This is a genomic window from Nitrospira sp. CMX1, from assembly GCF_054902215.1.
The window spans coordinates 1-13,950 of record NZ_JBUBKD010000070.1; the positions used below are offsets into that span (position 1 = coordinate 1).

At 55.8% G+C, this 13,950-nt stretch carries 12 protein-coding genes and 1 pseudogene; 5 read left to right on the forward strand and 8 right to left on the reverse strand.

Features of this window, described 5'->3' with window-relative positions; genetic code table 11:
* Positions 1–98: 98 nt before the first annotated feature.
* A complete protein-coding gene (locus ACYX34_RS17740) occupies positions 99–1,877 on the reverse strand; it encodes an adenosylcobalamin-dependent ribonucleoside-diphosphate reductase (protein ID WP_462077913.1) in 1,779 nt (592 codons plus the stop codon).
* 75 nt (positions 1,878–1,952) lie between these two features.
* Here ACYX34_RS17740 and ACYX34_RS17745 point away from each other — a divergent pair, with 75 nt between their 5' ends.
* From ACYX34_RS17745 to ACYX34_RS17755, 3 genes are all read left to right on the forward strand, one after another.
* A complete protein-coding gene (locus tag ACYX34_RS17745; RefSeq protein WP_462077914.1) occupies positions 1,953–2,366 on the forward strand; it encodes a secondary thiamine-phosphate synthase enzyme YjbQ in 414 nt (137 codons plus the stop codon).
* A 131-nt stretch (positions 2,367–2,497) separates the two neighbouring features.
* Positions 2,498–3,511 (forward strand): hypothetical protein, encoded by a 1,014-nt coding sequence (locus tag ACYX34_RS17750; protein ID WP_462077915.1) that lies wholly within the window; start codon positions 2,498–2,500, stop codon positions 3,509–3,511.
* A 124-nt stretch (positions 3,512–3,635) separates the two neighbouring features.
* Positions 3,636–4,247, forward strand: a complete 612-nt coding sequence (locus ACYX34_RS17755) for a cysteine rich repeat-containing protein (RefSeq protein WP_462077916.1) — start codon at positions 3,636–3,638, stop codon at positions 4,245–4,247.
* Between the two features lie 72 nt (positions 4,248–4,319).
* Here ACYX34_RS17755 and ACYX34_RS17760 read toward each other — a convergent pair whose 3' ends face one another.
* From ACYX34_RS17760 to ACYX34_RS17780, 5 genes are all read right to left on the reverse strand, one after another.
* The gene (locus tag ACYX34_RS17760) at positions 4,320–5,711 is read right to left on the reverse strand and encodes a serine/threonine-protein kinase (RefSeq protein WP_462077917.1); all 1,392 of its coding nucleotides are present in this window, start codon (positions 5,709–5,711) and stop codon (positions 4,320–4,322) included.
* A gap of 86 nt (positions 5,712–5,797) precedes the next feature.
* A complete protein-coding gene (locus tag ACYX34_RS17765; protein WP_462077918.1) occupies positions 5,798–6,646 on the reverse strand; it encodes a PHP domain-containing protein in 849 nt (282 codons plus the stop codon).
* Complete coding sequence (gene folB / locus ACYX34_RS17770) at positions 6,643–7,578, reverse strand: dihydroneopterin aldolase (protein WP_462077919.1); 936 nt, start codon at positions 7,576–7,578, stop codon at positions 6,643–6,645. The genes ACYX34_RS17765 and folB overlap by 4 nt, the downstream gene beginning before the upstream one ends.
* 97 nt (positions 7,579–7,675) lie before the next feature.
* Complete coding sequence (locus tag ACYX34_RS17775) at positions 7,676–9,244, reverse strand: HD-GYP domain-containing protein (RefSeq protein ID WP_462077920.1); 1,569 nt, start codon at positions 9,242–9,244, stop codon at positions 7,676–7,678.
* Positions 9,241–11,193 carry a HEAT repeat domain-containing protein gene (locus tag ACYX34_RS17780; RefSeq protein ID WP_462077921.1) on the reverse strand — a complete coding sequence of 651 codons (1,953 nt, stop codon included), beginning with the start codon at positions 11,191–11,193 and terminating at the stop codon, positions 9,241–9,243. The genes ACYX34_RS17775 and ACYX34_RS17780 overlap by 4 nt, the downstream gene beginning before the upstream one ends.
* Here ACYX34_RS17780 and ACYX34_RS17785 point away from each other — a divergent pair.
* On the forward strand, positions 11,192–11,830 hold the full coding sequence (locus tag ACYX34_RS17785) for an SGNH/GDSL hydrolase family protein (RefSeq protein ID WP_462077922.1): 639 nt from the start codon (positions 11,192–11,194) through the stop codon (positions 11,828–11,830). The genes ACYX34_RS17780 and ACYX34_RS17785 overlap by 2 nt on opposite strands.
* On the forward strand, positions 11,827–12,159 hold the full coding sequence (locus ACYX34_RS17790; protein WP_462077923.1) for a thioredoxin family protein: 333 nt from the start codon (positions 11,827–11,829) through the stop codon (positions 12,157–12,159). The genes ACYX34_RS17785 and ACYX34_RS17790 overlap by 4 nt, the downstream gene beginning before the upstream one ends.
* 21 nt (positions 12,160–12,180) lie before the next feature.
* Here the strand turns inward: ACYX34_RS17790 and zwf are convergent, their stop codons facing one another.
* On the reverse strand, positions 12,181–13,728 hold the full coding sequence (gene zwf / locus ACYX34_RS17795) for a glucose-6-phosphate dehydrogenase (RefSeq protein ID WP_462077924.1): 1,548 nt from the start codon (positions 13,726–13,728) through the stop codon (positions 12,181–12,183).
* 27 nt (positions 13,729–13,755) lie between these two features.
* Positions 13,756–13,950 (reverse strand): annotated as a pseudogene (locus ACYX34_RS17800) (6-phosphogluconate dehydrogenase); the annotation flags it as partial.

Sequence of the window (13,950 nt, forward strand, 5' to 3'; positions counted from 1 at the left end):
CGAGCACCTCCCTCTAGCAGACGGCATCGTAATCTCTCGAAAAGTACTTATCATCTGGCGCGTAGGCTGTCAATTTTGTGTGAAGATTCGGCAGTCTCTCATGAACAGGGTTGTACATGGGAACAGGAGAGCACCTGATGCGCTCGGCTCCCGGCCCGATACACGGTCAAACCTTTGCAGCCCAGTTCATGGGCCAGCGAGAAGGCGGCGGCCACATCCGCGGTTGTCGCAGAGGGAGGGAGATTGATCGTCTTGGAGACGCCGCTGTCACTATGCCGTTGAAAGGCGGCCTGCATCCGGACGTGATGGGCCGGAGTGATATCATGGGCGGTCACAAAGAGCCGACGAAGCTCATCGGGGATCTGCGGCAGACGTTGAATCGATTCATGCCGACCGATTGCTTCACGTAACTCGCCGAGGGGGAGGTCTCTGGCTCGAGCTCGTCGAAGGAATTCCGGATGAAGGCGTTGCAGCCGGATGTCTTCCATGATCGTATGGGCGACACTGAGACTATAGAGCGGTTCAATTCCGGCGGAACAATCGGCCAGAATACTGATCGTTCCGGTTGGGGCGATGGTCGTGACCGTGGCATTCCGTCGAGGACGGTCTTCGGTCTCCAGCCGACTGCCTTTGTAGGCTGGGAACGATCCTCGCTCCTGGGCCAGCCGATGTGAGGCTTCGTGGGCCTGTTGCCGAACAAATCCCATCAACTGATCTGCGATCTGCAAGGCGTCGTCGGTATCATACGGGATGCCCAGCTGGATCAGAAGATCAGCAAACCCCATGATGCCGAGCCCGATCTTTCTGGTGCGTTTCGTCCGCGCCTCGATTGATGCCAAGGGATAACGGGTTCGATCGAGCACATTGTCGAGGAAGCGAACCGCCAGCGGAATCAGGCTCCCAAGTCGTTCGTAGTCGATGCTGCTCGTGCCTCGGTGTGTCGTCAGACATCGGGCGACATTGATCGATCCCAGTGTGCAGGATTCATAGGCCAAAAGCGGTTGTTCGCCGCAGGGGTTCGTGGTCTCGATCGTTCCGAGCTGAGGGGTAGGATTCGCCCTATTGATCGCATCCAGGAAGAGGACACCTGGTTCGCCCGATTGCCAGGCTGCTTCCACCAGCCGATCAAAGACCATCTTGGCGGGGAGGCGTCGGATTGGTGTGGCGCTTCGTGGGTTGATGAGCGCGTATGATCGATCATGTCTGACGGCCTTCATGAAACGATCGGTGAGCCCCACGGAGAGATTGAAGTTTGCCATTTCATGTGGCTGGAGTTTCAATGCGATGAAGTCCAGGATGTCGGGGTGGTCGACTCGCAGAATGCCCATATTGGCGCCCCGCCTGGTGCCGCCCTGTTTGACGACATCGGTCGACAGATTGAACAGGCGCATGAATGAGATGGGACCTGATGCGAGCCCATTGGTGGTAGCGACTCGGTCGGCGTGAGGCCGAATATGACTGAACGAAAACCCGGTGCCTCCGCCAGATTGATGAATAAGGGCTTGATGCTTTACGGCGTCGAAGATCGATTCCAGGGAATCGTCGATCGGCAACACGAAGCAGGCCGAGAGCTGCTGAAGAGGACGTCCGGCGTTCATGAGGGTCGGCGAATTTGGAAGAAACGTCAGGGACGCCATGGCCTCGTAGAATTGGTGGGCCAGACGGCGTCTGTGCGCAGGTGGTTCGATCGAGGCGACATCGTTGGCGACACGGTGAAACAGTGCAGTCGGAGATTCGACGACGACCCCGCGGTCGTTCTTGGCCAAGTACCGCCGGCGCAAGACCGTGAGTGCATTGGGAGACAGTCGTGGGGAGTGGTGTCCGGTACCCATGGGGAGATACGTTTTATTATAGCGCTTTCCATGGAGATGGGACATCCGGTGAAGGACTGAATGGCCGAAGCCTCTTGCATGTCTCCCACAGCGGAAGGCAGAATGCGGCGGTCGATCATCATGAAGTCCTATCGCGAAGAACTCTGGCTTGAAACCAAGACCAGGCGTGCCTACCTCAACATCACGCCGCAGATTGAGGCGCTGGTTCACAAGAGCGGGGTACGTGAAGGGTTGGTGTTGGTGAATGCCATGCATATTACGGCGAGTGTGTATATCAACGACGATGAGCCGGGTCTGCTGCGGGACTATGATGACTTTCTTGAACGACTCGCTCCGCATGAAGCATGCTATCGGCACAATGAAACCGGTGAAGATAATGGGGATGCGCATCTCAAGCGGCAAGTGATGGGGCGAGACGTGGTGGTTGCGATTACAGGGGGCCGGCTCGACTTTGGCCCATGGGAACAAATTTTTTACGGGGAGTTCGACGGTCGTCGGCGCAAGCGCGTGCTCGTCAAAATCATCGGGGAGTAACGGGGCCTGTGCGAGAGTGCCGCCGTCGTGCCGGCAATGCTGTTCGCGCTTGCACGGGGTGTAAAAGTTTGGCAACATGCAATCTGAGTTGTCGGGTCATCAGTCGATGGCTTGGACCGTAAGGAATAACAATGCTAGCCTGGTCTCGCCCAGACCCGCTCACACGTGATCTCATCCATCTCATCAACGCTCGCCGTCATGAGCATGGAGATGCCGATGATGCCATTGACACGCTGCAGGCCTTTCTCGAGCAGGGGCGTGAGCATGATCTGCTGACCGTCCTGGCTGCGCTCGATGAAGAAATGGCCGAGTGGCTGTTTGATCTGGTTGCCGAGGCGAGTTGCACGCTGCTGTTGGACGGGCCGCATGATGAAAAGCCGACCTATGCTACGATCGCGGCGCTGGCGCTTCCACTCCAGGCGAATTTAACCGCCCCCCTCAAGCTGAAGATCGATCCGATTGCGACCGCCGATTTACTGCACACGCATCTGCAGCTTCCTCCAGGAACGGTTGTGCGGGTTGAGTCGCGATTGCTCACCGATGCCACCTTGGAGATGTTGAACCTCCAAATGTTCCATGACCATCTGGTGACGGTCGCTGATTCACGACGGGTACAGTCGGTCGCCGCCCGGTTACTTCCTCCGGTTGAGAACACCGCCTTCCTTTTATTTGAGATGATGGGGGCCCCGGATCCCGGATTGCCTGACTCGTGGGAAGATCACCAGCGACGCGAGATTCTTGAAGGACTTGTCAAGCAATGCCCGGAGCTCGCCTGCGCACCCGACATGATTGAAGCGCCGGTGTATGCCGCCTATGCGATGTTTGATGCGCAAAATGCCGTACGGCTTCATCACCTGGCCGATGAGACGGCAGCGGTGTGGAGAGAGTTGGATCCGCTCGTCAGGTCTCGCACCATCGTTCATCTTCACACCCAATGTGGGAATGGGGTCTATATGCCGGTATGGACCGACTTGTTTGATCCGGAACTTCCCGAAGAGCATGGTCCGGTCTGGACCTCCCCGGACGTCTGGGTATTTACGGCGGATTTGCCGATTGAATGGCCGGGCGAGATGTTGACCAACCGTCTATTGGCCGAAGGCTGCACCAGGTTTGAGAACCATATTGTAGAAGCTCCAGAGAACTAGCGTTATCCCGCCATTTCAGTTCTTTACTCCTTCCATAGCCTGTTTCGTGTCAGTTTCTCCGAAACTCTTGCACAAAACGGCGGTTTCAGTGATTTTCTCGTAGCTTTATTTTATTCTCACCTCGATGACGCAGCCGAAACCGACAGAGCAATCTGCAAAGACTATTGCGAGCCTCGTCACAGGGGGTGGGTTGGTTCTCGTCTGGGCGGTTGTCTGGGCACATTTTCCTTCGAAGGAAGAGCTCTTGTCGGCTTCATCCTCACCAGCACCCGTTGAAGTGTCACAGCCCCGTGAGCTCGACCTGACGATCCCCGGCATGCCTCGGCAGCCTGTCCATGGCTCGACCGGATCTGGAGAACCGTCACTCGGTACGACGAGTGGTGGGGAGACTGCGCTGCAAGACAGTCGTGCGAGGCAAATTGCAGAAGTGCGGTGTGATGCGCAAGTCGAGCAATTGTGTCCTGATTCACTCCCGGGAGAGGAGAGACGACGCTGCGTGATGCAACGCATGAGACAGTTGGACCAGCCTTGTCAGCAAATTGCCCGACAGCGTATGGTGCGATGGAAAGCCGTCGATGGCTATCGGCTCGCTTGTGCAGGAGATGTCAAGCGACTGTGTCTGACTGTGGACCCTGGGGAGGGGCGTATTCTCGCATGTTTGCAAGAACACGAGCAGGACCTCTCGGAAGCCTGCTACCAAAGCTTGCCAAAGGGACGACTGAACTTCAGGAACTGAAGCCTTTCAGCCCGCGAGTTATTCTGTTTCACCCCGTGACATTCACGATACGAGTGCTCAGAGCTCTCACTGCTATGCAGCCTGCCCTTCGGCGCAGGAGCGGAGTGCGGTGGCGAACTCGCTGGCACGGTGGTAACGGTGAGCCGGGTCTTTCCGTAAGGCCCGATCGAGGATTTCCTTGAGCGAGGGAGGGAGATCAGGTCTGAGCATTTTCAGGCTGGGATGGGGGGTCTGGGCGATGGCGAATAAGAGCGCGGACACGTTATCGGCCAAGAACGGAGGCCGGCCGGTCAGCAATTCGAACATGACGACAGCAAGCGAGAAGATATCAGAACGTCCGTCCACTTTTTTCCCTGCGATCTGTTCCGGGGACATGTAGGTGGGTGTGCCCATTATGATATCTGTCTGGGTCTTTGTGGATGTCGCCATTTTGGCGATACCGAAGTCCATGATCTTGATGACCTGTTCCTTGGTCAACATGATATTGGCCGGCTTGATATCGCGATGGATCACGCCTTGTTGGTGAGCATAGTCCATCGCCTCGGCGACGGTGGCTATGATTGAAATCACCTTCTCGAGCGGCAGAAGGTTTGGTTTCCGAGACCAGTCTTTGAGCGTCGTTCCTTCGAGCAGTTCCATTGCAATGTACCCAAGATCCCCTTCCTCACCCGCATCGAAGATCGTGACGATGTTCGGATGGGACAACCGTCCCGTGGATTCAGCTTCCCGAAAGAATCGAGCTTTCACTTCGTGGAATTTATCGGGATCATCGGTTTTGTCGAGCCGCATGGTTTTGATAGCCACGAATCGGTGGATGGTCGGATCCTTGCCGAGGTACACCACACCCATCGCCCCACTTCCCAATTCCTTCAGAACTTTGTAGCGACCGAGGGAAGACGGCGGGTCAGCCTGTGCGGAGCCGCGACGAGGTGAGGTGTCCCCGTTGCACGTATCGTCTTCGTCCTGCTGGAGCTCTTCTGGCTCTGTGCGAGGTACTATACGCTGAGTCGCTCGCGACGGTTTCGCAAAGAATTGATGGAGAACATTGAAATTCAATAGCCAGGTCGTCGTAATCCAGAGCCCCGTTCCTGCCAGGATTGCCGTGTGTGTGATGGCATAGCGTGTCGTCCCAAAGCCGTCGATCAGGGAAAGTCCAAGGACTCGAACGGTCTTGTCCATCGCGATCACGATGAAAAGGGTCGTGACGGGAAGGATCATTCGTTTGAGGAAGGAATAGCCTTGTCTATCATCCGGCATCCTGTGAACCATGCGAACTGAAACGATGCAGAGGACGGCTACCATGAGTGCCGCTACGATGAGATGCACGGTTTGGGACTCATTCAGGCCGAAGAGGGTCAGCGGCAAGGATTGGGCTATGGGAAGTTTGCTGAACGCAGGGCCAGCGAATAGTGCTGCGTAGGTAACGAGAAGATAGTATAGAGCCCAACGCGAAGAGTTGATCATAGCCGGCATGTCGAGGAGGCAGGCAGAGTCTAGCTGATCTGAGAAGGGAGTCAACGGATTGGGGAAATTATGCGATGATCGTGGGCCTAGATGTGTCCGACAGCTGCTTTCATCTTGGTGAGCAGTGCGGTGGGGATATGCAAAGTGCCCTTACCGATCCCAACATTGATGTCAGGTTTTGTGAGGCCATGGAAGTCGCTTCCCCCGGTGACCAAGAGGTCGAGTTGTTGCGTAAGGCTGAGATATTCGCGCGTTTGTCGAGTTGCATGGGTGCTGTAATAGACCTCCACGCCATCGAGTCCTGCGGTCTTGAGCTCTCGAACCAGCTCGACCAACGAGCGATCAGCGAGTTTGACCCAGGTCGGATGGGCTAAGACGGCGAGTCCTCCTGCGGCTTTGATCCATTGAATCGCTTCAGCGGGACTTGGGAGATCACGAGGTACGTAGGCGGGTTTCCCATCGGCGAGAAAACGATCAAAAGCTTCCTTGGCCGACGAGACCACCTGTTTGTTCATGAGTGCACGGGCGATGTGTGGCCTCCCCACTGAGTCACTGCCCGCGGTGGTCAGAACTTCGTCGTAGGTGATGTCAATTCCGAGCGCTTGGAGCCGTTGAATAATTTGCGGATTGCGCCGGTGTCGACTGTCGCGCAAGGTCTTGAATCGTTCATTTAAGATAGGGTCTTGCCAGTCAAGAAAGTACCCAAGGATGTGCAACTCCGATTGGTTCATAATCGAGCTAATCTCAACGCCTGGGATTACTTCAATCCCACAGTGCTCCCCCGCCGTGATCGCCTCGCTGATCCCTGTCATGATGTCGTGGTCCGTGATGGCAAGGGCTGTCACACCGGCTTGATGCGCGAGGCCGATGACCTCTGTGGGCGTACAGCTGCCGTCGGAGTGGGTTGTATGGAGATGAAGGTCCAAGCGGCTCATGCGGTAGCTCCGGGAGTAAAAGGTTTCTGTGCCACGAGTTGCGCGGTGTAGGCGGATTCTCCGTCTCGAGCCCCTTCGTGTGGCCCCTCATCATAATGAAGGACACGGAGTCCGGAAGTCAGATTCAAAAGCTCCCCATGTTCCAGGCAGAACTCACGACGCCGTGGATGTTGGTGGCGAAGGTGATGATCGATGAGAAAGGTCTCGTAGATCAACACGCCTCCTGGCTTCAGCGCACGAAGGAGATGCGGAACGATCGGCCGTGAAAGATAAAAGAAGACAAGGATGGCATCGTACCTGTCCTTCCCAAGGTCCGGTGTAGGCGTTGACTCCAAGTCGAGTGCTTGTGTCGTGACATTGGTGAGGTGTTTGGTTCGAACGTCGGTCAAGAGCTGCGCGAGCGCTTGTTCATCTCGGTCGATGGCTTCGATCTGATAGCCCAGAGAAGAGAGAAATAACGTGTGCCGCCCCCTTCCCGCAGCGACGTCGAGGACCAACCCCTTGGGGAGGCGATCCAACTGCTGCACGAGAAACCGTGCTGGGTGAGGATCTGCACGGAGTACGTGCTGGGCGAGCCTGGTTCGCTCGCGGGTGATGCCGACGGATGCGGTGATGTCGGTGATCGGTGGATGCAATTTGCGTAACCAGAGCTTGATCCGATCAACGGGAAATTCAGCAAAGATGACGGCGAACAGCTGTTCAGCGATCGACTCTAGGAGCTGCGCCTCTCGACCGGTTCCGATTTCAACGACTCGGCGGGCCACGGTTGCGTAATCAATGGTGTGGCGTAGGTCATCAGAGATGCCCGCGTGATCCATGCGGTAATCCAGCTCCAGATCAATGGCAAGGTGTTGCGGGCGTGTGCGTTCTTCAACCGTCACACCGCAACGACTCCGAAATTCCAATCGTTCAATACGGATTTGGTCGGGCATGAGGGCATTGTCGAAGATCATCTTTTGACCTGTCAAGTCAGGGAGAGGAAAGTCGAGAGTGGGCTGTCAATGGCGATGATGGATGTTGCCGGTTTGGTCAAACAAAGTAACGGCTGGTGTCGATTTTATATTCGGCGGTATCGACCAATCGGATGATGCTGTGGTGATAGCTGCCGCCCTCATCTTTTTCACTGAGGTCCAGCTCCGGTCCATTGTCGATTGGTTCGCCATGCCGGTCGGTAATCACTTTGACCAGAGGTCGTTCAGCGGTGGCCTTGTTGACGGCTGGTTTGAGGACCACGGCCAGTTCGTCAGTGTCCAACAGGACGAGGCTTCCGATCGGGACGATGCCGACACAGTTGACGAAGAGTTTGAGTAGAATGGGGTCAAAGCTCTTCCCGGATTTTGAGAACATGATGTTCAACACTTTTGAAGGAGACATCGGCTCTCGTCGATAGACGCGTGACGAGGTCATTGCGTCATAGCAATCCGCAATCATCAGAATGCGGCCGGTCAATGAGAGCGTCCATGGCGTTTTCAACTTGGGATAGCCGGAATAGTCCAGGTTCATGTGGTGCTCGAACGATGCAGCAACCATGCGCGCCGGGAGGCTGGTAATGCCACGAAGTTGTGTGAGGCTCAAGACGCCTTCGGTGGGGTGACTGCGCATCATCGCCCACTCATCTTCTGTGAATTCACCGGGCTTGTTCAGGACGTCGAGCGGAATATTCGATTTGCCCATGTCATGAAACAGCGCCGCGAGTCCGAGGTCTGCCAGTTCGACTTTGGGATAGCCGGCACGATTGGCGAGTGCGAGCGAGAGAAGCGAGACGTTGACAGAATGGTTGTGGGTATATTGGTCGTGACACCGGAGCGTCGTCAGGCCCAGAACTGTGGCTTCATCCTGCATCATGAGGTCCACGATGTTTTGGATGGCTCGCTTGGCTTGCTTAAAATTCAACGTGCCGCCTGTGCGTGCTGATTGGGTCAGCTGGCCGATTTCGTTGGCGGCCTGTCCGTACGCGACTTTGGACTTGGCTTTCTGACGGGCCTTTGTCCCTTGGTCGGGTCCAGGGGTCTGATTGGAAGCGGCATCGTTTCGTAGTGCCAGTTCCTGCCGATCTTGTAGTTCGATACTGGAGACGTTCAGGGCCTTGAGTTCCTGGCGAAAGTCATTGAGCGATTTCGTGGCGGGATCGAGTGTGACGAACAGATAGGCGAGCTCCCGAAGGTCACCGGAGGATGTAGAGGACGCAAAGGTGAGTCCTCCGATTTTCCATGTGGTCATCGTATCGATGATACTTGAGGCGATCAGCATCTGCTGGGCATTGATCTTGAGGTGGCGTTCCCCAAGAAAGAGAAAGTCGTTCTGAATCCGCACGGTGACGGGTTGATCATGGGCCAGAGTTTGAATCAGGGTCAACATCGTCTCAACTGGTTTGTCGAGTGCGGCGTTCGTTCTGCCATGGATGCGCGAGGTCTTGATGAGGGTATTCAGCTGTGTGATGAGCTGGAACCCCAGCATGGCCAGCTGTTGGTCGAGAATGTCGCCGGCCTCGGAGCCTTGCCCGATTTTCTGGGCCAGGGATTTTTCATGGGTCAGGAGCGGTTCGGTCGGGCCAGTGCTCACCTTCGGCGTTGGTCGCGCGACCTTAGGAACTGTCATGATGGCTCTCTATCCGTCGTCTGGGTGGCAGAGGGGTGTTGCTGCTGGTGCTTGACGGTTTGCATGAGCGCCGCACTGCACGCTTGGCGAACGGCTGCGTTTCCCTTTTTTGAGCCTCGTTCCAAGGCCGCTATCGCAACGGGCGTGGCAAGCTTTCCGAGCGTCTCTGCGGCAAGTACCGCGAGTTCTTCCTTTTTCCTACGGTTGGTCCAGGACCAGGCCGTCATGAGTTCCTGCCAGTAGGGTACGGCCTCATCTCTGCAAGACATTCGCATGGCTTGGAACACGGCGCGACGTTCACTGATGGGCCGGTCCATGAAGCCATCCTCAACGACAAGCGGAGACCATTGTGTGAACGGTACCGTATATTGGCCGGATATGAGCAGTTTGAGTGCGGCAAAGCGAACGCTTTCGTCTGGGTCACTCGTCAGCGGCACCAGTTTTATTCCGGAGCCGTTCGGACGGAGCTGACCGATTGCGCGCACGACTTCACGTCGGACCTGGGCGTCTGGATATCGAGTTAACTTTTCGATCGACTCAACGAACTTGGGAGTGTTCCATTTGAGGAGGATGGAGAGGAGATTGCGGACATAGACCGGTCGACGATCCATGAGCCCTCGCACCACAGGGTCCGGTTTGTCCTTTGCCAAGAGGGTGAGGGCTTCGACCACAATGGCCTGGTGTCCAGGAGATGTGAGATTTGCCAGAAGCGTGCAAAGAGCAGGTGCCGCCTCCGGCTTCATACGGAGCAAAATGGTTGAGAGTTCTTCGACGCTGGCATCTGGACTGCGATTCAGGTAGCTCTCGATGGCTTTGATGCGCTCGGTACGTCCTAGCCCGTTCATGACGGAGGCGAGCTGCTGCTTGTGGTCCTCGCTGAGGTCGGGCCTGACAGCATCCGCTTCGTGCAGGAGGCTCAACACCTTCTCCAACACCGTCCATTTCCCTTCGCGGAGGAGCGAGTCAACGACGGCACCCCAGAGGCTGAACAGTTTTGTCAGCAAGGTTGGGGATTGTTCAGAGGCAAGAATCGCGGTCAGAGCATCGAGAATGTATGCCTGGGAGTTTCGATGGCTTTCCGCCTCGATTTCTTTGGCCAGTGTTGCGAGTTCTTTCTCGGTGACTTCGTACCCGAGATGACCCGCTTGAAGACGATGGTCCTGAGGACTGCTGGTCTTCCCGGAACCGCTGTTGCTCTCGCTCTCAGGAGTGTGCTTGCTGCGAGTTTTTTCACGATCGATGAGTTCACGAAGTGTTGAGTCAGAGAAGCTTGGGCTACTGTCAAGCCGAACGAATTCCTCGTGGCCGACTGAGGCACTTGCCACTTCTTCAGCCGTCACGATAGAGATGGTCGAGAGATTCTTTCCCCAGATGCGTGTGACGATGTCATCATCGTCTTTGGTCGGGTCAAGTCCTCCCCACAAGGAGTCCAAAAAGAATCGAAGGTCTTCTTGTGTGAGACCTTGGTGCAGGGATAATTCACGGATACCGTCCGCATACAGTTTGAATGCCATGCTTTCGCCGCCGCCGCCCTGTTCTTCCTGATAGACCACGGACTCTTTGTACAGGAGAGCCGTGCGCTGGACGAAGACGGAAAGTCTTTCGTAGGTTGTCAGGTGGGTGCTAAGCTCTTCAAAGAACTGCTGCGAGAATTTTTGCGCGACTGGATTTGCCGAGCCATACGTTCGGTTTGACTTTGCGGTTTTGTCCAACAGCTTCAGGAGACGTTTGATTGAGACGATTTCCGGATCTTCCACGCTTCGTGTGGCGACGGCTGCTACGAGCATTTCCTGTGCCGACGTGCTGTTCGTGGACATCCTGTAAGACCTACCGAGAGATCCAGTATTCGTCAAGAAAATCGCCATTCTTCGCGCTTGGATATCCTGAAGGTATTCAACGGCAACGGCTTGTAGGACATCGCAGGCAGCGGTAGAATCACGTCGAACCATGCATCGATCTCCTCTCGTTATCTGTTTCGGGGATAGTCTGACGGCGGGATTCCAGTCTCCAACGAGAGAGAATCCAAGTGGGCGAGGCACTCCGTATGGTCAATTCCTTCAGTCGCATCTGGATGCTGCTGTAGAGATTCGCATCAGTGGAATCTGTGGTGAGCTGACGGGTGAGATGGTTGCACGATTTCGGCGTGATGTCCTCGATCACCAGCCGAATTATGTCCCCATCCTTGGCGGCACGAACGATCTCGGATGGAATGCATCACTGCAAGACATCATCGACAATCTCATCGCAATGTATGACCAGGTTTTTAGCATGGGGAGTTTGCCGATTCCCGTGACCGTTCCCTCCATTCGTGTCGAAGGTGCGGCAGAGAGCCAGGAGGGACAAGAATGGGTCGCCGAACATTTGGTCCGTCGAAGGCAGCTGAATAAGCTGATCCAAGAGTATGCCGATTCGAAGAGCATTGCCTGCGTTGATTTGTTCGCTGCGACGGCAGAGCCTGAGAGCGGCCAACTGGCGGCGAGCTACTCAAACGACGGCATTCATCTGACGACCGCTGGGTATAGGCTATTTGCCGAGCAAGTCGCCTTCATTCTGAAACCGCTCTTGGCGCAGCACACGCAATCATGAATTCCAGGCTTCGAGCCGTCACTGATCGAGAATTTGACCGAATGGTCGAGGCCAGCTCTCTTCCGGTGTTGGTGGAATTTTGGAAGCCTGGCTGTGGCCATTGCCAGGCGCTGATGAACGAGTTAGAGCGGTTGCAGCAGGACGTTAGTGGGCGGATCCTGATCTTCACCATGAATGTGGAGGAGCAGTTTCAGATCCCTGCAGAATTGGAAATTTCTTCGCTCCCAGTGCTGGCGCTTTACAAGAACGGTGAGTTTGTGACCTTCATCGGAGGACTTGGGAAGAAGGAGGCCATACGGAAACAGATTGAATCCGTTTTGCCAGGCTGATTCTGACGTGTGGTGTGCTTCTTACAAGACGCGCCAGGCCCGTCCGTCGTTTTGGATCAAGCGATCCGCTTCCACCGGTCCCCAGGTACCGGCTTGATATTCCGGGAGCCACCGTTGCCCCGATTTCTCCCAGGCTTCCAAAATCTGGGTAATCCAAGCCCAAGAAGCTTCGACGGCATCGCGCCGCATGAAGCGAGAGGCATTGCCCGCCATGACGTCCAGAAGCAGGCGTTCGTAGGCCTCTGGGGAAGGTCGACCAAACACCTCTCCATATTTGAAGTCCATTTCCACCGGGTGTGTTTGGGCGCGGGTGCCGGGCACCCGTGAGACGATGCGAAGCGTGAGGCCTTCCTCGGGTTGTATTTTCAAGGCCAAGACGTTAGGGGCTTGAGGCGTGTGCCCTCCGGCATTGAAGAGGATTTGCGGAATTTCTTTGAATTGCACCGCGACTTCACTCGCTCGCAATGGCAGGGCTTTCCCCGTCCGCAAGTAAAACGGCACTCCGGACCACCGCCAATTTTCGACGAAACATTTCACCGCCACGTAGGTTTCGGTGGTGGAGTCCGGCTTGACGCCTTTTTCACGGCGATACCCTGGCACCGCGGTCCCGTGGACGTTCCCCTCTGTGTATTGCGCACGCACCGTAAACTTGTCTACATCTTTGGCCGTGATAGGCCGCAGGCAGCGAAGAACTTCCATCTTGGCATTGCGCACGACGTTGGGGTCCAGGGAATAGGGAGGTTCCATCGCCACCAGGCAAAGAAGCTGGAGGAGATGATTTTGAATCATGTCTCGGAGCGCGCCGGCTTCTTCGTAATAGGAGGCCCGAGTTCCCACCCCCTCGGCTTCGCTCACGGTGATCTGGACGTGATCAACGTACTTGTGGTTCCAGATCGGCTCAAAGATACTGTTCGCAAAGCGGACCACCATGAGATTTTGTACGGTTTCTTTCCCGAGGTAATGATCGATCCGGAAAATCTGCGATTCATCAAAGACACGGCCGGTGACTTGATTGATGGCTTGCGCGGAAGTCAGATCGCGCCCGACCGGTTTTTCCACGATGATGCGTGTGTAGGGGGAATGGGTGCCGGAGGCACCTGCAAGCCCGGACTGAGACAGGCCTTCGCAGGCGGAGGTAAACGAACTGGGAGGAATGCTGAGGTAGAAAATACGGTTCCCGGGCAATTCAAACTGACGCTCGAGTTCCTCGATTCGCTCCTTTAATCGAGTGTAGGTTTGGGCGTCGTCGTTTCCCCCCGCCAGATAGAACAGGTGTTTGGAAAAGGTCGTCCAGGTCTCCTCGATCAACGCTTGTCGCGAATGTTTGATGACACCATCGCGGACAGTGGTTCTAAATTCTTCATCGCTCATCGGGGTACGGCCCAGGCCGAGCACGACATAGTTCGACGGGAGCAATCCGTCCAGCAATAGGTTATAGACGGCAGGGATGAGACGCCGACGAGCTAAATCTCCCGAACCACCGAAAATGACGAGAGTACAAGGTTCGACCGATGCTAATGGCTCCTGGGCCGGGCTGATATCGATCCGCTGACTGGTCGTTGGCGCCATAGAAGTCTCCTCAGTGAGATCGTCTTATTATCGACGGACCGCGTGGCCACCGAAGGCGTTGCGGAGGGCCGCCAACATCTTTTCTGCAAACGATTGATCTTGGCGTGACCGAAACCGTGTGAAGAGTGCAGTCGTCAACGTGGGAACCGGGACGTCTTTTTCAATGGCATCGGCGATCATCCAGCGTCCTTCTCCGGAATCCTGCACGTACCCTTTCAACTG

Excerpts from the sequence above, each read along its gene's own strand:
- ACYX34_RS17775 (WP_462077920.1), bottom strand. The coding sequence starts at position 9,244 with ATGACAGTTCCTAAGGTCGCGCGACCAACGCCGAAGGTGAGCACTGGC.
- ACYX34_RS17760 (WP_462077917.1), bottom strand. The coding sequence starts at position 5,711 with ATGATCAACTCTTCGCGTTGGGCTCTATACTATCTTCTCGTTACCTAC.
- ACYX34_RS17785 (WP_462077922.1), top strand. The coding sequence starts at position 11,192 with ATGCATCGATCTCCTCTCGTTATCTGTTTCGGGGATAGTCTGACGGCG.
- folB (WP_462077919.1), bottom strand. The coding sequence starts at position 7,578 with ATGCCCGACCAAATCCGTATTGAACGATTGGAATTTCGGAGTCGTTGC.
- ACYX34_RS17740 (WP_462077913.1), bottom strand. The coding sequence starts at position 1,877 with ATGTCCCATCTCCATGGAAAGCGCTATAATAAAACGTATCTCCCCATG.
- ACYX34_RS17765 (WP_462077918.1), bottom strand. The coding sequence starts at position 6,646 with ATGAGCCGCTTGGACCTTCATCTCCATACAACCCACTCCGACGGCAGC.
- ACYX34_RS17745 (WP_462077914.1), top strand. The coding sequence starts at position 1,953 with ATGAAGTCCTATCGCGAAGAACTCTGGCTTGAAACCAAGACCAGGCGT.
- ACYX34_RS17780 (WP_462077921.1), bottom strand. The coding sequence starts at position 11,193 with ATGGTTCGACGTGATTCTACCGCTGCCTGCGATGTCCTACAAGCCGTT.
- ACYX34_RS17755 (WP_462077916.1), top strand. The coding sequence starts at position 3,636 with ATGACGCAGCCGAAACCGACAGAGCAATCTGCAAAGACTATTGCGAGC.
- ACYX34_RS17750 (WP_462077915.1), top strand. The coding sequence starts at position 2,498 with ATGCTAGCCTGGTCTCGCCCAGACCCGCTCACACGTGATCTCATCCAT.
- ACYX34_RS17790 (WP_462077923.1), top strand. The coding sequence starts at position 11,827 with ATGAATTCCAGGCTTCGAGCCGTCACTGATCGAGAATTTGACCGAATG.
- zwf (WP_462077924.1), bottom strand. The coding sequence starts at position 13,728 with ATGGCGCCAACGACCAGTCAGCGGATCGATATCAGCCCGGCCCAGGAG.